The sequence below is a fragment of the Microbacterium kyungheense genome (assembly GCF_006783905.1).
Taxonomy (GTDB): Bacteria; Actinomycetota; Actinomycetes; order Actinomycetales; family Microbacteriaceae; genus Microbacterium; species Microbacterium kyungheense.
Genome location: NZ_VFPE01000005.1, coordinates 15,208 through 32,441 on the forward strand (window position 1 = coordinate 15,208; position 17,234 = coordinate 32,441).

A 17,234-nucleotide genomic window follows, 5' to 3' on the forward strand; every position below is an offset into this window, starting at 1 on the left:
GTGGTGGGAGGATGCCGCGATCAGGCCGGGACGACCGCCTCAGCTGCGGCGATCGCGGGTGCGGTGACGACGATGCGGTGGGTGCCGTGGCGGAGCTCGGCGGGCGCGGCGGCGCCGTCCACCGTCGCGGCGGATCCGGAGGTGACCGGCAGCTCCAGCAGCGCCCGCGAGCCGAACGGCACCTCCAGCGTCGCCTCGAAGACGCCGTCGACGAGCCGCCAGTCGATCGCGAGCCGGCCCTGCGGAGTCTGGATCGACGCCGACGCGCGGTCCAGCCCGGCGGCCGGGCGCGGCGCGACATGGACGGTCCGGTACCCCGGGTCGGCGGCATCCGGAGCCAGACCCGCCACCGTGCGGTACACCCAGTCGATCATCGCGCCGTAGGCGTAGTGGTTGAACGAGAGCATGCCCGTCTCGTCCTCGGAGGCGTCCTCGGTCGGCAGCGCGTCCATCGCGCCGGAGTGGATGCTGCCGTCGGGGAGGATCGCGTCCCAGCGCTCCCACACGGTCGTCGCCCCGCGGTCGACCTGGTAGAGCCACGACGGCGCCTCGCGGCGCAGCAGCATGAGGTACGCCTCGTCGAGGTGCCCCGCGTGCGACAGGGCGAACAGGACGAGGGGCGTTCCGAGGAACCCGGTCGCGATGCGGCCGTTCTCGCGCCGCACGTTCGCGGCCAGTCCGGCCGCGATCTCTTCGCGGCGTGCGGCCGGGGCCAGGCCGAACTCCAGCGCGATGGCGGCGCCGGACTGGGTGAGGACCGCCTCCTCGCCCCAGCGCTCGAAGGTCGCCGCCCCCACACGATCGGCGAGGGCCTCGTACTCGTCCGCCGTCGTGTCGTCGCCGAGGGCGCGCTCGGCGCGGGCGAGCAGCCGCGCCGACTGCGCGTAGAACGCGTTGGCCACGAAGTCGGCCGACACCTTCGCCTCCCACGGCCGCTCGCCGGGGGCGTCGGGGTCGAGCCAGTCGCTGAACTGGAAGTCGCCGCCCGGCAACACGACGCTGTCGCCGGCACGGCGCCGCAGGTGCTCGACCCAGCGCCGCATGCTGCTGCGCTGGCGCGCCAGCACCTCGTCCGAGCCGTACGACTCGTACACGGCCAGGGGCACGATCGTGGCGGCATCCGCCCATCCGGCACGGCCCATGTTCTCGGTGGGCACGCCGCCCATCAGCATGTCCTGCGGCCGGATGATGTCGGGCACGACGGCCGGCACGCCGCCCTCGTCGGTCTGGTCGATCTCGAGGTCGCGCAGCCACGACATCCAGAACGCCTCGGTGTCCATGAGCGTGTTGGCCGTCGCCGCGAACGCCTGCGCGTCACCGGTCCAGCCGAGCCGCTCGTCGCGCTGCGGGCAGTCCGTCGGCACCGAGACGAAGTTGTCGCGCTGCGACCAGAACACGTTCGAGTGGAAGCGGTTCAGCGCCTCGTGCGACGAGTCGAACGTGCTGCGCGGCGCAAGATCGCTCGAGATCGCGACGGCGGTCGCCGAGACGACCTCGGCCCCCTCGACATCGGCGTACCGGAAGCCGTGGAAGGTGAACGCGGGCTCGAGCGTGTGCTCGCCGTCGCGGTCGAGCGTGTACACGTCCGTCGCCTTCGCCGAGCGCAGCGCCTTCACGTGCAGATCGCCGGAGGGCTCGAGCACCTCGGCGTGCCGCACCGTGACGACGTCGCCGGCGCGGCCGCGCACCACCAGGCGCACCCATCCCGACAGGTTCTGCCCGCTGTCCAGGCGCGTGCGCCCGGCGTGCGGCGTGGTCGTCATCGGCCGTTCGGCGACGATCCGCACCGGCGGGGCCGAGCGCGGCGCGAAGCGCGCACGGTCGACCTCGACGACGGAGGCCGCACCCCAGTCCGCGCCCGTGAACCCCGGCCGATGCACGGCGGGATCGTCGAGGCGCAGATCGATCACCGTCCCGTCGTAGATGCTGGCGCTGCGGATCGCGCCGAGTCCGGCCTGCCACGAGGCATCGGTCTTCGCGAGGACCTCGCCGTCCGCCTCGACCTGCGCGAGCGCACCGCTGCGTCCGCCGTAGATCGCCTGTCGGCGCGCGAAGCCGAAGCTGCCGCGGTACCAGCCGTCGGCGACGGCGAGGACGATCACGTTGACGCCCTCGTGGAGCAGTGCCGTCACGTCGAGGGTGTCGACGAGGATGCGCTGCTGGTACGACGTCCAGCCCGGCGTGAGCAGCGCGTCGGTGGCGCGCGCGCCGTTGATCCAGGCATCCACGAGCCCGAGTGCGCTCAGGCGCAGCCGGGCGCTCTGCGGCACGCGGTCCAGTGTGAACTCGGTGCGCAGGAGCGGCACCGGGCCGTCGGCCGGCGTATCGAGGCCGATCACGGCTGCGACCAGGTCCGGACCGTCGACGCCGGCCTCGACGACGAGCGGGTCGCTCCATGCGCTCCAGCCGGCGGTGGTGGCCACGCGCACGGCGAACGCGCGACGCTCGCGCGGAGCGAGGTCGGCGGCGACCTCGATACCCGTGGTGCGGACGGCTGCAACCGGGTCGGATGCGGTCAGCTCGCCGCGCTCGTCGCCCGAGGCGAGCTGATACCCGAGCAGGCGGGCGTCGGCGTCGTCGCTCTCGGCGTGCCAGCTCAGGCGCAGTCCGGTGCGGGGCACGCCGAGAAGGCCGGGACCGTGCTGGGTGCGCAGCCCGACGACGCGCGTCGCCGTGTCGGAGGACGTGGGGGCGGGGAGGGATGCCGTCATGGCCGAGTCCTTTCGGCGGAACGGCCGCTTCGCCGCCCGCGTCACCATCGTGAAACGATTCAGGGTGCGATGTCAACTGAAGTGTAGACCGTTACACGATCGTAATGGACCGATCTACATCGACTGTTGACCCCACCGTCGGAAGCGTCGTACCGTACCAGGAGTTGAATGGTTTCAAATGCCCTGAGGCATCGGTCGCCGCTCGACTCAGGCACCAAGGAATCCGGCAGCGTGGACGGACCATCCGTCCAGCTTTACAAGGAGGTAAAGATGAAGAGCTCCCCGACCAGGAGAGTGCTCCTCGCGGGTGCGGGCATCGTGGCACTGGCCCTGCCACTGGCCGCATGCAGCGGTGGCGGCGGATCCAGCGACGGAAAGGTCGAGATCAGCTATCTCACCCAGAGCGACGACCCGAACACCAATCAGGCGAAGGCGCTGATCGCCGCGTTCGAGAAGGCCAATCCCGACATCTCGGTCAAGCTCGAGACGCAGCCCGGTGGCACCGAGGGCGACAACCTGATGAAGACCAAGCTGTCGACCGACTCGATGAACGACGTCTTCCACTACAACTCGGGCTCGCTCATGCAGGCGCTCAACCCCGACCAGACGATGGTCGACCTGAGCGATGAGGACTGGGTCAAGGATCTGACCGACGACTTCAAGGCCGTCGTCTCGACCGACAACGGCCTGTACGGGGCCCCGTGGGGGACGTCGTTCGCCGGCGCCGTGCTCTACAACAAGAAGGTCTACGAGAAGCTCGGCCTCGAGGTGCCGACCACCTGGGACGAGTTCATCGCCAACAGCGAGAAGATCAAGGCCGAAGGGGGCGGCGTCGCGCCGATCCTGCAGTCGTTCGGCGACACGTGGACCAGCCAGCTGTTCGTGCTCGGCGACTTCGCCAACGTCTCGAAGGTCAACCCCGACTGGGCTGAGGAGTACACGGCCAACGACCCGAAGGCCAAGTACGTCGAGGAGCCCGCGTTCGCAGGCTTCGCGCACGGCGCGGAGGTGTTCGAGAAGGGCCTGCTCAACGAGGACTTCGCGTCGATGACCAACGCGCAGGCCATGAACGCCCTCGCCGAGGGCACCGGCGCGCAGTACCCGATGCTGTCGGCGACGATCTCGCAGGTCCAGCAGGACAACCCGGACCTCGTCGACGACATCGGCGTGTTCGCCCTCCCGGCCGCCGACGCCGCCGACACCGCGATCACGATGTGGCAGCCGAACGCGATCTACATCGCCAAGAGCACCGAGGGCGACAAGCTCGAGGCGGCCAAGAAGTTCGTGGCCTTCGCCAACTCCGAAGAAGGCTGCCAGGTGCAGAACGAGGGCGGCTCCATCGCCGGCCCGTACGTGACCAGCGCGTGCACCCTGCCCGACGACGTGCCCGGTCTGGTCAACGACATCCAGGCGTACTTCGACTCCGGCGCCACGGGGTCTGCGCTCGAGTTCCTCTCGCCCATCAAGGGACCGAACCTCGAGAACATCACCGTCGCGGTCGGCTCGGGCATCACGCCCGCCGAAGAGGGCGCGGCGCAGTACGACGACGATGTGAAGAAGCAGGCACAGCAGCTGGGCCTCGAGGGCTGGTGATCAGGTACTCGATCCGCTGAGATCAGGTAAGACCCGGGGCCGGCGGCCACGCCGCCGGCCCCGTTTCACGAAGGAGTGAACATGACGACCGCAGTCGCGCCCACCGCCGCGGCACCGCCCGCCCCGACGCCCGGCCCGGCGCCGAAGAAGCGCAAAGGCATCCGCAGCCCGTACCCGAGCTGGTTCTACATCCCGGCCGCCGTGCTGTTCATCGTGTTCTTCGCGGTGCCGACCTTCGCGTCCTTCTACTTCTCGTTGACCCGGTGGACGCTCTTCGACGTCCAGTTCATCGGCTTCGACAACTTCGTGCAGTTCTTCCAGGAGCCCCAGCTCGTGCAGGGCTTCGTGAACACCTTCATCTACGGGTTCGTCACGTCGGCGGCGAAGGTCGTCCTCGGCCTGGCGCTCGCGCTGCTGCTGACCGGCCCGACCCTCGGGCGCGGCTACCTCCGCGCCGTGGTGTTCTTCCCGGTGCTCGTCTCGACGATCGGCGTCGGTCTCACCTTCAAGGCCTTGCTGGACCCGTTCCACGGTGTCGTGAACGGCGTGCTCGGGTTCTTCAATCTGCCCGAGCCCGGCTGGTACACCGATCCGAACCTCGCTCTGCTGACCGTCGCCGGAGTCGACATCTGGAAGGGCGTCGGCATCGCGACGCTGATCTTCATGGCGGGCATCGTCGCGATCCCCGCCGAGTACTTCGAAGCCGCCCGCATGGACGGCGCCGGGGCGTGGTCGGTGTTCCGCAACATCACGCTGCCGCTGGTGCGCCCCGCCACGGCGACGGTGATCATCCTGTCGCTGATCGGCGGCCTTCGGGAGTTCGCCATGATCTGGGCGATGACCAAGGGCGGCCCCGGCTTCAGCAGCGACGTCATCGCGTCCGTCATCTACAAGCAGTACCAGGCCGGTTTCTTCGGTCTGTCCACCGCGGGCAACGTCATCCTGTTCATCGTCGTCACGGCGATCATGGTGCCGGTGTCGTGGTTCCTCAACAGAAGGGAGGCGGAGCTGTGACCGTCACCGAGACCCGGACCCTCACCACCGCCGATGCCCGCAGGCTGCGCGGCCGTCGCCCCAAGGAGGACCGCCGCCCGATGACGCTGCGCCGCTGGCTGCGCACGTACCTCGTCGGCATCATCGCGATCATCGTGTCGGTCGTGGTCTTCCTCGTGCCGTTCATCTTCGTGTTCCTGCAGGCCTCGAAGGACTCCAGAGAGGCGGGCCTGGTCCAGTTCAGCCTTCCCACGGAGTGGCAGTTCTGGCCGAACTTCCTCGACACCGTCCAGAAGAACGACTACCAGGTGCTCTGGGCGTTCCTGTGGACGACGATCATCACCGTCTTCAGCTGCGCGATCATGGTGGTCTTCGCCGCCATGGTGGGCTACGTGCTCCAGCGCAAGCGGTCGCGCCTCAACCCGATCATCAACTTCTTCGTGCTGGCGGCGCTCATCGTCCCACCGGCGGTCGTTCCCACCATCTGGGTGCTGCAGACCGTCGGGCTGTTCAAGACCATCCCGGGGATGGTGCTGATCGAGGCCACGTTCGGGCTCGCGTTCTGCATCCTGCTGTTCCGGGCCTTCGTCGCCACGATCCCCCGAGAGCTGGACGAGGCGGCGATCATCGACGGAGCCGGGCCCATGCGCCTGTTCTTCGCGGTCGTCCTGCCGCTGCTGAAGCCCGTCATCGTCACCGTCATCGTCGTGCAGGCGGTGTTCGTCTACGGCGACTTCCAGAACCCGCTGTACTTCCTCCCCGGCAACGACTACCCGACGGTCCAGCTCGGCCTGTACAACTTCCAGAGCCAGACCGTGAGCCAGTTCAACCTGCTCTTCATGTACATCCTGCTCACGACGATCCCGCCGCTGATCATGTACATCTTCTTCAACCGCCAGATCGTCGCCGGCATGACAAGCGGAGCGATCAAGGGCTGATGGAGCAGCACGAGCGGGCGCTCGCCGCGTACGTGGATTCGGTGCGCGGCGAGCCCGGCGCCCTCGGGGTCGTGCTCGTCGGCTCGGTCGCGCAGGGCCACGAGCGCGCGGACTCGGACGTCGACGTCTACTTCGTGGTGGACGACGACCGCTTCGCCGCCGAGACGGCGCGGGGCCGCTTCGCGTGGGTCGAGCGTCAGGATGCCGACTACCCGGGCTCGTACCTCGACGTCAAGCTCGCGAGCCCGACGTATCTGGCGGCCGCGGTCGAGCGGGCCGACGACCCCACGCGGGCCTCGTTCCTCGGGGCCCGCGTCGCGTGGAGCGCTCTGCCGGGGCTCGACGACACCGTGGCCCGCATCGCCACGCTCCCCGACGGCGTCTGGGACGAGCGCATCCGCTCACACGTCGCGCAGGCGCGGCTGTACGGCGGGTACTTCCTGCGGCAGGCGGTCGAGCGCGGTGACGAGTTCCTGCGGCGCCACGCGGGACTGCACCTCGCGCTCGCGGCCGCGCGCGCGGCACTTGCGGCGAACCGGGTCATGCTGCCCGGCCCGAAGTACGTCTCGAAGCTCGTGCATGCGGCATCCACTCCCGAAGGCTTTCTCAGCGCGTGGGAGCGCGTGGTCGACGATCCCGACACGGCGTCGGGCGCCGATCTGCTGCGCGCCCTCGACGCCTGGCTGGGCGCGGATCTCCCGGCCGACGACACGCTGTCGGTGTTCATCCGCGACAACGAGCTGCACTGGCTGCGAGGCGGTGTCCCCGCCGAGTTCTGGTGAGCGCTTTCCCACTTGCGGAGCGGCGAGCGAACATCTATCGTTGAAACGATTCATGAACGGATGCCCCGCCACGAGGCATCCACGATCCACAGGAGTCCCGATGACGAGCCCCACCGCGACGAAGCGTGTGTGCTTCCAGCTCGTGGTCCGCCCCGAGCTGCTCGACGAGTACATCGCCCGGCACACCCCGGTGTGGCCCGAGATGCTGGCCGAGATCGCCGCGGCCGGACGCCGCAACTACTCGCTCTTCCTGGGCGACGGCGGCCGGCTCATCGGCTACTACGAGACCGACGACGACGAGGCCGCGCAGGCCTACCTCGCGAACTCCGAGGTCGCCGCCCGCTGGGAGGCCGAGATGGGCCGCTTCTTCGTCGGCCTCGACGGCCGGCCCGACCAGGCGGCCACTCCCCTCACCGAGATCTTCAACCTCCACGACCAATTGACCGCCGCGCAGGCTCCGGTCACCGCATCCGAGAACGAGAGCACCGCATCATGACGACGCTGTCACCCGACATCCTGTCCACGCTCGAAGGCCAGGGCATCGAGCTGCCCAGCTGGGCGTTCGGCAACTCCGGCACCCGCTTCCGCGTGTTCACCACGCCCGGCACGCCCCGCGACCCGTACGAGAAGATCGCCGACGCGGCGCAGGTCAACGCCTTCACGAAGCTCGCACCGAGCGTCGCGCTGCACATCCCGTGGGACAAGGTCGACGACTACTCCGACCTGCGCCGTCACGCCGAGGACCTGGGCGTCACCCTCGGCACCATCAACTCGAACACCTTCCAGGACGAGGACTACAAGTTCGGGGCGCTCACGCACCACGACGACCGCATCCGTCAGAAGGCCATCGACCACCACTTCGAGTGCATCGACATCATGCACGCGACCGGCTCGCGCGACCTGAAGATCTGGCTCGCCGAGGGCTCGAACTACCCGGGCCAGGGCGACATGCGGGCCCGCCAGGACCGCCTGCAGGACTCGCTGCAGCAGATCTACGCGCGCCTCGGCGACGAGCAGCGCCTCGTGCTCGAGTACAAGTTCTTCGAGCCGGCGTTCTATCACACCGACGTTCCCGACTGGGGCACCTCGTACGCGCAGGTCGCCGCGCTCGGCGACAAGGCGATGGTGTGCCTCGACACCGGCCACCACGCGCCGGGCACGAACATCGAGTTCATCGTCATGCAGCTGCTGCGCCTCGGAAAGCTCGGCTCGTTCGACTTCAACTCGCGCTTCTACGCCGACGACGACCTCATCGTGGGCGCCGCCGACCCGTTCCAGCTGTTCCGCATCATCTTCGAGGTCGTCCGCGGCGGCGGGCTCAACAACCCCGATGTCGCGTTCATGCTCGACCAGTGCCACAACATCGAAGACAAGATCCCCGGCCAGATCCGCTCGGTGCTCAACGTCCAGGAGATGACGGCCCGCGCCCTGCTCGTGGACCGCGACGCGCTCGCGGCAGCCCAGCAGGCGAACGACGTGCTGGCGGCCAACGCCGTCTTCATGGACGCGTTCTACACCGACGTGCGTCCGGCGCTGGCATCGTGGCGCGAGGAGCGCGGACTCGCTGCCGACCCGATGGCCGCGTACGCGGCATCCGGCTACCAGTCGAAGATCGCAGCCGACCGCGTCGGCGGCACCCAGGCCGGCTGGGGCGCGTAAGCCCCTCTCAGACACACCCGGGGCGCGGGCTGCCGATCCCCGCGCCCCGGGTGCACCACCGAATCCGAAGGACACCATGAGCGAGCCCTACTCCGCCGCCGACGGCCTCGTGCGCGTCTATCCCGCACGCGAGCCGAACGGCACCGGCCTGGTCTGGGCGCACGGCGGCGCGTTCGCCTTCGGCGACCTCGACATGCCCGAGTCCGACTGGGTCGCCTCGCAGCTGGCGGCCCGCGGCACGACGGTCGTGTCGGTGGACTACCGCCTCGCGCCTGTTCCCGACGGGTGGGATGCCGCCGGCCGCGGCCCCGGCGGGCACCACTACCCCGCGGCATCCGACGACATGCTGACGGCGTGGTCGTGGGCCGTCGACAACGCGGACCGCCTGCGCGTGGACCGCAACCGCCTCGCGATCGGCGGCACGAGCGCGGGCGGAAACCTCGCCGCCGGTGCCGCGCTGCGGCTCATCGAACGTCGCGCCGACGTGCGCCCCGCCCTCGCGCTGCTCGCCTACCCGACCCTGCTCGCCGTGCAGCCCGACCCCGGTGCGGCGCTGCGCGCGGCGCTGGACGCCCAGCCCGAGGCCGACCGGTTCGGGCCCGAGATGGTGCTCGCGATGTACGAGAACTATCTCGGCGGCCCCGTCGACCGCGCCCCGCTCGGTGCCGTCCCTGGCCGCGCGCGGCCCGTCGACCTGGTGCAGTTCCCGCCGACGCTCATGGTCAACGGCGAGGTCGACGAGCTGCGGGTGTCGGGCGAGGCCTTCGCCGCGGCGCTGCGCGCCGCCGGACGCCCGGTGGAGGTCATCGCCGAGCCGGGCACCGAGCACGGCCATCTGAACCGCCCCGAAGAGCCGGCGGCATCCCTCACCCTCCACCGTTTCGCGACCCGCCTCGCCGCGCTGTCCGCGGCCACCACCACTCCCCTGTCGCCGTCTGTCGCCACCGGCGGCAGATCCTGACAGGCGACCCCGAACACTTCCGCTCCCCTGTCACGAACGACGCCCCGCAGCCGCAGACCGTGACAGGGGAACACCCAGAACGAAGGACACACCATGACCAACCCGGCCGTCACCGACCTGATCACCCGGTCGAACCGTCTCGGCGCCGACCCGAAGAACACGAACTACGCCGGCGGCAACACCTCCGCCAAGGGCACCGAGACCGACCCGGTCACCGGTGAGCCGGTCGAGCTGCTGTGGGTCAAGGGCTCGGGCGGCGACCTCGGCACGCTCAAGCCCGAGGGCCTCGCGGTGCTGCGCCTGGACCGCATGCGCGCGCTCGTCGACGTCTACCCGGGCGTGGAGCGCGAGGACGAGATGGTCGCCGCGTTCGACTACTGCCTGCACGGCAAGGGCGGAGCCACCCCGTCGATCGACACCGCCATGCACGGACTGGTGGATGCCGCGCACGTGGACCACCTGCACCCCGACGCCGGCATCGCGATCGCGACCGCCGCCGACGGCGAAGAGCTCACCGCCAAGATCTTCGGCGACAAGGTCGTGTGGGTCCCCTGGCGGCGCCCCGGCTTCCAGCTGGGCCTGGACATCGCGGCCATCAAGACACAGAACCCGCAGGCGATCGGCACGATCCTCGGCGGACACGGCATCACCGCGTGGGGCGACACGTCCGACGAGGCCGAGGCGAACTCGCTGTGGATCATCGAGACCGCGCAGGCGTACATCGACGCGAACGGCAAGGCCGACCCGTTCGGCGGCGTGCGCGGCGGGTTCGAGGCCCTGCCCGAGGCCGAGCGCCGAGCGAAGGCCGCCGCCCTCGCACCGACGATCCGCGGCCTCGCGTCCACCGACAAGCCGATGGTCGGCCACTTCACCGACGCGGCCGTGGTCACCGACTTCCTCGCGTCCGAGAAGGCGCCGGCGCTGGCGGCGCTCGGCACCAGCTGCCCCGACCACTTCCTGCGCACCAAGGTCAAGCCGCTGATCCTCGACCTGCCCGCGTCGGCGTCGGTCGAGGCATCCATCGACCGTCTGAAGCAGCTGCACGAGGCGTACCGGGCCGACTACCAGGCGTACTACGACGCGCACGCGACCGCCGAGTCGCCCGCGATCCGCGGCGCGGACCCGCTCATCGTGCTGATCCCGGGCGTGGGCATGTTCTCGTACGGCGCGAACAAGCAGACCGCGCGCGTGGCGGGCGAGTTCTACGTCAACGCGATCAACGTCATGCGCGGCGCCGAGGCGCTGTCGACCTACACGCCGATCTCGGACGCCGAGAAGTTCCGCATCGAGTACTGGGCGCTCGAAGAGGCCAAGCTGCAGCGGATGCCCAAGCCCAAGTCCCACCAGGGCCGCGTCGCGTTCGTCACCGGCGCCGCGTCGGGCATCGGCAAGGCCATCGCCACGCGCCTGGCCGCCGAGGGCGCCTGCGTCGTCGTCGCCGACCTCGACCTCGAGAAGGCGCAGGCCGCCGCAGCCGAGCTCGGCGGCACCGACGTCGCGATCGGCGTGGCGGCGAACGTCGCGGACGCCGACGCGATCCAGGCCGCGATGGATGCCGCCGTCCTGGCGTTCGGCGGCGTCGACCTCGTCGTCAACAACGCCGGCCTGTCGCTGTCCAAGCCGCTGCTGGAGACCACCGAGAAGGACTGGGACCTGCAGCACGACGTCATGGCCAAGGGCTCGTTCCTCGTCTCCAAGGCCGCAGCGAAGATCCTCATCGAGCAGAAGCTCGGCGGCGACGTGATCTACATCTCGTCGAAGAACTCCGTCTTCGCCGGCCCGAACAACATCGCGTACTCGGCCACCAAGGCCGATCAGGCCCACCAGGTGCGCCTGCTCGCGGTCGAGCTCGGCGAGCACGGCGTGCGCGTCAACGGCATCAACCCCGACGGCGTCGTGCGCGGCTCGGGCATCTTCGCCTCGGGCTGGGGCGCCAACCGCGCCGCCACCTACGGCGTCAAGGAAGAGGACCTCGGACAGTTCTACGCCAACCGCACGATCCTCAAGCGCGAGGTCGTCCCCGAGAACGTCGCCGACGCGGTCTACGTGCTGACCGGCCCCGAGCTCTCCCGCACCACCGGCCTGCACATCCCCGTCGACTCCGGCGTCGCCGCCGCCTTCCTGCGATGACGCGGCGCTTCCGCCCGGGGCCCACATCCCTCCCGCATCATGTGCTCTCGCCGAACGCACATGTTGTTTGCGCGCGCAGCGTGTGGTCTCGGCGAGAGCACATGATCGCGACGGGTTCGGTGGGCGACGGGAGCGCACGATGACGGGGGGCGTCGTCGCGGCGGTGGACCTCGGCGCCACCAGCGGGCGCGTCATGCTCGGCTACGTCGACGACGGCACGCTGCGCCTGGAGCAGGTCGCACGCTTCCCGAACGGCCCGGTCGAGCGGCCGGACGGGCTGCACTGGGACTTCACAGCCCTGTACCGGCACATCGTCGACGGCCTCGCCGAGGCGGTCCGCCGCGAACCGGGCATCGCCAGCATCGGCATCGACTCCTGGGCGGTCGACTACGGCCTGGTCCACGGCGACGAGCTGCTCGCCGAGCCGTTCCACTACCGTGACGAGCGCACGGCGCGGGGAGTGGATGCCGTCCACCGGAGCGTCCCGTTCGCCGAGCTGTACCGCCGCAACGGCCTGCAGTTCCTGCCGTTCAACACGCTGTACCAGTACGTCGCGGACGACCGGCTGACCGACGCAGAGGTGTCGCTGCTCATCCCCGATCTCGTGGCGTTCCTGCTGACGGGCGCTCGAGCGGCCGAGCGCACGAACGCGTCGACCACGGGCCTCGTCGACGTCCGGACCGGCGGGTGGGACCTCGACTTGGCGGCGCGCCTGGGGATCCCGGCGTCGGCGCTGCCGCCTCTGATCGACCCGGGTGACGCGGTGGGCTCCCTCGCCGGCGAGGCGCGCGAGCGCATCGGCGCCGCGATCGAGGTCGTCGCCGTCGGGTCGCACGACACGGCCTCGGCGGTGGTCGCGGTGCCCCTGAGCACCCCCGACGCCGCCTACATCTCGTGCGGCACGTGGGGACTCGTGGGCGTGGAGCTCGACGAGCCCGTCGTCAGCGACGAAGCCCGCGCCGCGAACTTCACCAACGAGGGCGGCGTCGACGGGCGTGTGCGCTTCCTCCACAATGTCACCGGACTGTGGCTGCTGAGCGAGGCCGTGCGCACGTGGGAGGCCGAGGACGGCGCCGCGATCGACCTGCCGGCGCTGCTGGCCGAGGCCGCCGCGGTGACGGGCGGCGTCCCGCTGTTCGACGCGAACGACGCACGTCTGTCGGCGCCCGGCGACATGCCGGCGCGCATCGCCTCGGTGATCGCCGAGTCGGGTTCGGCCGTCCCCGCGACGCGTCCCGCGTTCGCCCGCACCATCGTCGAGAGCATCGCGCAGGCCTTCGCCGATGCCGTGGCCACGGCGGCGCAGCTCACCGGGCGCGACGTCGACGTGATCCACATCGTGGGCGGCGGTGCCCTGAACCGCCTGCTGTGCCAGGCGACGGCGGACCGTTCGGGGCTCCCGGTGCTCGCCGGCCCGGTCGAGGCGACCGCCCTCGGCAACGTGCTCGTCCAGGCGCGCGCGCACGGCTGGTTCGGGCCGGACGCCACCCTGGAGGATCTGCGGCGCGCGGTGGCGGCATCCACTTCTCCCGAGCGCTACGAACCGCGATCGTGACCGGGTACGGCGCCGCGTTCGACTGGGTGGCCCGGCACGTCGGTGCGGGCCGGCTGCCCACCGCGGTGCTGGGCATCGCCACCGCCGAGGGGGTCGTCGCACTCGACGCGTTCGGTGCGACGTCCGGCCGCCCCGCCCGCGTCGACGACCCGTACTGGCTGTTCTCGATCACGAAGGTGCTGACCGGCCTGACCGCGGCACGGGCGGTCGAGCGCGGGCTGCTCACGACCGAGACGCCGCTGACCGACGCCCTCCCCGCCTTCGGGACGGGTCGCGACCCCGACGACGTCGTGCGCCTGCGGCACCTGGTCAGCCACACCTCCGGCATCCGCGAGCCGACGCTCGACCCCGCTGAGGGGCTGCGGGCGGCGCTGCTCGCACCCGGCCGGGACTTCGCCGCCGGCTCGGCGTCGCGGTATTCGACGGTGGCCTTCGACGGCATCGTCGAGCTCGTCCGCCACGGGGCGGGCTGGGAATGGGATGCCGACATCGCGGCGTGGTCGGCATCCATCGGCGCCGGCGGCTTCACGCTCGACCCCGACGCCGATCCGCACACCGTCGTCGACGCCGAACGACTGGGCCTCGACATGCGGGGCTTCGCGAGCCACCGCAATCCCGGCGCCGGCATGATCGGCACCGCGTCGGACCTGCTCGCACTCGGCTCGGCGCTCCTGCGCATCGGGGGCGGAGAGACCGGGTCGATCGTGCACCCAGCGACCCTCGCCATGATGCGGCGGCCGCTCACCGGCGACATCCCGCGCCTCGACCCGTACCCCGCAGGGGCCGGTCAGGACTGGGGCTTCACCTTCAACCTGCGCCGTCGAGCCCCCGGGCTCATCGACCGCGACGTCTACGGCCACGCGGGCTGGGCGGGCACGGAGTTCTGGGTGCATCCGTCTGCGGGCGTCGCGTGGGTGCTGCTGACCAATCAGGCCGAGCGTCCGGGAGTGGACGCAGACCAGCTCGACAACGCCGTGGTCTCGTCTGTCTGAGTGCACAGATCGGTATTTCGCTAGATAAGCTAGCGACATGGCTCAGGTCTCTCGCCGCCGCTGGGCGGGTCTCGTCTTCATCAGCGTCGCCGTCGCCCTGATCATCGTCGATTCGACGATCGTGAACGTGGCGATCCCGGCGATCGTGGACGACCTCGGCATCACCTCCAGTGAGGTCCAGTGGGTGCAGGAGGCGTACACCCTGGTCTTCGCGTCGCTGCTGCTGGTCTTCGGCAGCCTCGCCGACCGATGGGGCCGACGGCGGCTCCTCATCATCGGCGTCGTCATCTTCACGCTCGCCTCGGTCGGGGCCGCCCTCGCCACGTCGGGCGAGCTGCTGATCGCGGCCCGGCTCGTGCAGGGCATCGGCGGCGCGATGATGCTGCCGACCACGCTCTCGCTCCTGAACGCGACCTTCCGCGGCCGCGAGCGCGCGATCGCCTTCGCGGTGTGGGGTTCGACGATCGGCGGCATGGCCGCGGTCGGCCCCCTCCTCGGCGGATGGCTCACGACCGAGTTCTCGTGGCACTGGGCGTTCCTCATCAACGTGCCGCTCGGCATCGCGATCGTGGTCGGCGTCCTGCTGACCGTGGACGAGTCGCGCGGTGACGCCGTCGCGATCGACGTGCTCGGAGCGGTGCTGTCGGTGCTCACGGTGGGGGCCCTCGTCTTCGGCCTCATCGAGGGTCGGACCTACGGCTGGCTCACGACCGAGAAGGACCTCACCGTCGGCGATTGGACGTGGCCGTGGGACATCTCGCCCGTCGCCGTGGCCTTCGTCGTCGCCGCGCTGGGGCTGGTCGCCTTCGTCGCCTGGGGCCTGCACCGCCGCCGCACGAGCAAGTCCACCGTCATCGCGCTCGGCCTGTTCCGCATCCCGTCGTTCCGCAACGGCAACGTCGCCGCGATGGTCGTGTCCCTCGGCGAGTTCGGACTCATCCTGGCGCTCCCGCTCTGGCTCCAGTTCGTGCTGGGCTTCGAGGCCGTCGAGACCGGCCTGATCCTCCTCGCCCTCGCGATCGGATCCTTCGCGGCCAGCGGCCTGGCCGGCGCGCTCAGCGGCCGGATCGCGCCGGTGTGGATCGTGCGGGCCGGCATCCTCGCCGAGATCATCGGCGTCGCCGCGGTCGGCTTCGTCATCGCTCCGGATGCCTCCTGGGTGCCGCTCGTGCCGGCGCTCTTCGTGTACGGCTTCGGCGTGGGGCTGGCGACCGCGCAGCTGACCGGCGTCGTGCTCGCCGACGTGCCGGCGACCGAGAGCGGACAGGCATCCGGCACGCAGTCCACCGCCCGCCAGCTGGGTGCCGCCCTCGGCATCGCCATCCTCGGCACCGTCCTCTTCTCGACGACCTCGGCGGTGCTGACGGCGAAGCTCGACGACGGCGGCGTGCCGGCCGAGCAGCGGGATCAGGTCGTCTCGGCAGTCGTCGACAGCGCGGGCGGCGCGATCGCAGGGCTCGCCGAGTCGCCACAGACCGCCGCGATCGCCGACGACGCGAAGGCCGCGTTCTCGGACGGCACCAAGTATGCGAGCTTCACCGCCGCGGGTTTCCTGGCCGTCGGCCTGCTCGCGACGCTGTCCCTCGGCAGCGGGGCACGGCGCGAAGCGGAGGAGCATCCGGTGGAGGCCGAAGCCGTCTGACGCTCCCCGGTGTCACGACCGGAGCACCGGCCGGCCGCGCACGCCTCGGGATCATCGTCAAGACCCTGGGCTGCGGCATCCCTCACGGCCACGCTGGTGTCATGGATCAGCGACGCAGCGACGAGAGCCCCGTGGACGACGACAGCCCCACCGGCGGCGACGAGACCACCGAGGAACAGCTCGAGGCCGACAACCCCGTCGAAGAGGACACGCTCGAGACCCTCGACCCCGACAACCCGCCGGCCTGACGTCCGCTCGTGCGCGTCAGCCCGCCGACGGGCGCGTCGACGCGCGCGCCTTGAGTTCGACGTCGAAGACCTCGCGCACGGCGGTCGTCCGGCCGGCGAACCGCTCCAGCAGCAGCTCGACCGCGCGGGCCCCCATCCGCTCTCCCGGCTGGTCGATGCTGGTGAGCCCGAACGCGGGATGCGAGGCGAGCGGCACGTCGTCGTATCCCACGACGGCCATCTCGACGTCGGCCTCGGCGATCGCCCGCATGGCGCCGATCGCGAGCTCGTCGTGCGCGGCGAACAGCGCCGTCGCCTGCGTGCCCGCAGCGATCGCCTCGCGCGTCGCGCGGTAGGCGAAGTCGGTGCCGTCATCCGAGTGCCAGACCTCGGGCTCCAGTCCGGCCGCCGCCATCCCCGCCAGGTACTCCCGCAGGCGGCCACTGTGGGGGAAGGGGGCGTTCGGATCCTCGTCAGGCAGCGTCAGATGCGCGATCCGGGTGTGTCCGAGGCCGAAGAGGTGCTCCAGCGCGAGGCGCGCGCCGCCGAGATCGTCGCCGGCGACGACGTCGTACTGGTTGGACGTGTCGAGCCGGCCGAACATGACCAGCGGGACGGATGCCGCGATCCGGTCCAGCGCGTCCTCGTCGACGCGCGGCGACACAGCGATCAGCCCGTCCACCTGCCGGTCGACCAGCGCCTCCAGCGCGCGGAAGCCGCGGCGCGTGCCCGTCTCGGCCGGCGCGATGATCAACTGATACGGCGTGCCCGCCAGCGCGCCCATGGCCCCGCGCACGATGCGGTCGAAGAAGTGGTTCGCGAGATCGGGCAGCTCGATCCCGATCGTGTAGGTGCGGCCCCGCATCCCGCGGGCGGCGATGCTCGGCCGGTAGTTGAGCTCCGCCATCGCCGCGGTGACGCGTTCGCGCATCGCGTCGCTCACGCCGTAGGCATCGCGCAGCACCTTCGAGACGGCCGCTCGAGAGACGCCGGCCCTGGCCGCGACGTCCTCGATCGTCGCGCGACGCCGGGGGGTGGCATCCGTCATGCT

General features: G+C 70.7%; 14 protein-coding genes. 12 read left to right on the forward strand and 2 right to left on the reverse strand.

Going from position 1 to position 17,234, the window contains the following annotated elements; genetic code table 11:
• Positions 1-20: 20 nt before the first annotated feature.
• Complete coding sequence (locus tag FB391_RS15010) at positions 21-2,711, reverse strand: alpha-L-rhamnosidase (protein WP_141895703.1); 2,691 nt, start codon at positions 2,709-2,711, stop codon at positions 21-23.
• 270 nt (positions 2,712-2,981) lie between these two features.
• Here FB391_RS15010 and FB391_RS15015 point away from each other — a divergent pair, with 270 nt between their 5' ends.
• From FB391_RS15015 to FB391_RS19755, 12 genes are all read left to right on the forward strand, one after another.
• Positions 2,982-4,304 (forward strand): ABC transporter substrate-binding protein, encoded by a 1,323-nt coding sequence (locus tag FB391_RS15015; RefSeq protein ID WP_141895705.1) that lies wholly within the window; start codon positions 2,982-2,984, stop codon positions 4,302-4,304.
• An 81-nt stretch (positions 4,305-4,385) separates the two neighbouring features.
• Positions 4,386-5,318, forward strand: coding sequence for a carbohydrate ABC transporter permease (locus FB391_RS15020; protein ID WP_141895707.1), 933 nt, complete (start codon positions 4,386-4,388; stop codon positions 5,316-5,318).
• An 80-nt stretch (positions 5,319-5,398) separates the two neighbouring features.
• The gene (locus FB391_RS15025) at positions 5,399-6,235 is read left to right on the forward strand and encodes a carbohydrate ABC transporter permease (protein WP_141896035.1); all 837 of its coding nucleotides are present in this window, start codon (positions 5,399-5,401) and stop codon (positions 6,233-6,235) included.
• Complete coding sequence (locus FB391_RS15030) at positions 6,235-7,017, forward strand: nucleotidyltransferase domain-containing protein (RefSeq protein ID WP_141895709.1); 783 nt, start codon at positions 6,235-6,237, stop codon at positions 7,015-7,017. Before FB391_RS15025 ends, FB391_RS15030 begins: the two co-directional genes overlap by 1 nt.
• A gap of 100 nt (positions 7,018-7,117) precedes the next feature.
• Positions 7,118-7,513, forward strand: coding sequence for an L-rhamnose mutarotase (locus tag FB391_RS15035; RefSeq protein WP_141895711.1), 396 nt, complete (start codon positions 7,118-7,120; stop codon positions 7,511-7,513).
• On the forward strand, positions 7,510-8,676 hold the full coding sequence (gene rhaI, locus FB391_RS15040; RefSeq protein WP_141895713.1) for an L-rhamnose isomerase: 1,167 nt from the start codon (positions 7,510-7,512) through the stop codon (positions 8,674-8,676). The genes FB391_RS15035 and rhaI overlap by 4 nt, the downstream gene beginning before the upstream one ends.
• Positions 8,677-8,752: 76 nt before the next feature.
• Positions 8,753-9,637, forward strand: coding sequence for an alpha/beta hydrolase fold domain-containing protein (locus tag FB391_RS15045; protein WP_141895715.1), 885 nt, complete (start codon positions 8,753-8,755; stop codon positions 9,635-9,637).
• A 93-nt stretch (positions 9,638-9,730) separates the two neighbouring features.
• Entirely contained in the window at positions 9,731-11,767 is a 2,037-nt protein-coding gene (locus FB391_RS15050) for a bifunctional aldolase/short-chain dehydrogenase (RefSeq protein ID WP_141895718.1), read from the forward strand.
• 139 nt (positions 11,768-11,906) lie between these two features.
• Positions 11,907-13,322, forward strand: a complete 1,416-nt coding sequence (locus FB391_RS15055) for a rhamnulokinase (protein ID WP_141895720.1) — start codon at positions 11,907-11,909, stop codon at positions 13,320-13,322.
• Positions 13,319-14,314, forward strand: coding sequence for a serine hydrolase domain-containing protein (locus FB391_RS15060; RefSeq protein WP_141895722.1), 996 nt, complete (start codon positions 13,319-13,321; stop codon positions 14,312-14,314). The genes FB391_RS15055 and FB391_RS15060 overlap by 4 nt, the downstream gene beginning before the upstream one ends.
• A 37-nt stretch (positions 14,315-14,351) precedes the next feature.
• A complete protein-coding gene (locus tag FB391_RS15065) occupies positions 14,352-15,956 on the forward strand; it encodes a DHA2 family efflux MFS transporter permease subunit (protein WP_141895725.1) in 1,605 nt (534 codons plus the stop codon).
• 101 nt (positions 15,957-16,057) lie between these two features.
• On the forward strand, positions 16,058-16,204 hold the full coding sequence (locus FB391_RS19755) for a hypothetical protein (protein WP_185843126.1): 147 nt from the start codon (positions 16,058-16,060) through the stop codon (positions 16,202-16,204).
• Between the two features lie 16 nt (positions 16,205-16,220).
• On the opposite strand, the gene FB391_RS15070 is transcribed toward FB391_RS19755, so the two are convergent.
• Positions 16,221-17,231: a LacI family DNA-binding transcriptional regulator gene (locus FB391_RS15070; protein WP_141895727.1), complete on the reverse strand. Its 1,011-nt coding sequence runs from the start codon at positions 17,229-17,231 to the stop codon at positions 16,221-16,223.
• Between the last annotated feature and the right edge of the window lie 3 nt (positions 17,232-17,234).

What these genes read in the sequence shown, in the direction of transcription:
- FB391_RS15050 (WP_141895718.1), top strand. Translation starts at nt 9,731, where the DNA reads ATGACCAACCCGGCCGTCACCGACCTGATCACCCGGTCGAACCGTCTC.
- FB391_RS15010 (WP_141895703.1), bottom strand. Translation starts at nt 2,711, where the DNA reads ATGACGGCATCCCTCCCCGCCCCCACGTCCTCCGACACGGCGACGCGC.
- FB391_RS15070 (WP_141895727.1), bottom strand. Translation starts at nt 17,231, where the DNA reads ATGACGGATGCCACCCCCCGGCGTCGCGCGACGATCGAGGACGTCGCG.
- FB391_RS15025 (WP_141896035.1), top strand. Translation starts at nt 5,399, where the DNA reads ATGACGCTGCGCCGCTGGCTGCGCACGTACCTCGTCGGCATCATCGCG.
- FB391_RS19755 (WP_185843126.1), top strand. Translation starts at nt 16,058, where the DNA reads ATGGATCAGCGACGCAGCGACGAGAGCCCCGTGGACGACGACAGCCCC.
- FB391_RS15015 (WP_141895705.1), top strand. Translation starts at nt 2,982, where the DNA reads ATGAAGAGCTCCCCGACCAGGAGAGTGCTCCTCGCGGGTGCGGGCATC.
- FB391_RS15030 (WP_141895709.1), top strand. Translation starts at nt 6,235, where the DNA reads ATGGAGCAGCACGAGCGGGCGCTCGCCGCGTACGTGGATTCGGTGCGC.
- rhaI (WP_141895713.1), top strand. Translation starts at nt 7,510, where the DNA reads ATGACGACGCTGTCACCCGACATCCTGTCCACGCTCGAAGGCCAGGGC.
- FB391_RS15020 (WP_141895707.1), top strand. Translation starts at nt 4,386, where the DNA reads ATGACGACCGCAGTCGCGCCCACCGCCGCGGCACCGCCCGCCCCGACG.
- FB391_RS15065 (WP_141895725.1), top strand. Translation starts at nt 14,352, where the DNA reads ATGGCTCAGGTCTCTCGCCGCCGCTGGGCGGGTCTCGTCTTCATCAGC.
- FB391_RS15045 (WP_141895715.1), top strand. Translation starts at nt 8,753, where the DNA reads ATGAGCGAGCCCTACTCCGCCGCCGACGGCCTCGTGCGCGTCTATCCC.
- FB391_RS15035 (WP_141895711.1), top strand. Translation starts at nt 7,118, where the DNA reads ATGACGAGCCCCACCGCGACGAAGCGTGTGTGCTTCCAGCTCGTGGTC.
- FB391_RS15055 (WP_141895720.1), top strand. Translation starts at nt 11,907, where the DNA reads ATGACGGGGGGCGTCGTCGCGGCGGTGGACCTCGGCGCCACCAGCGGG.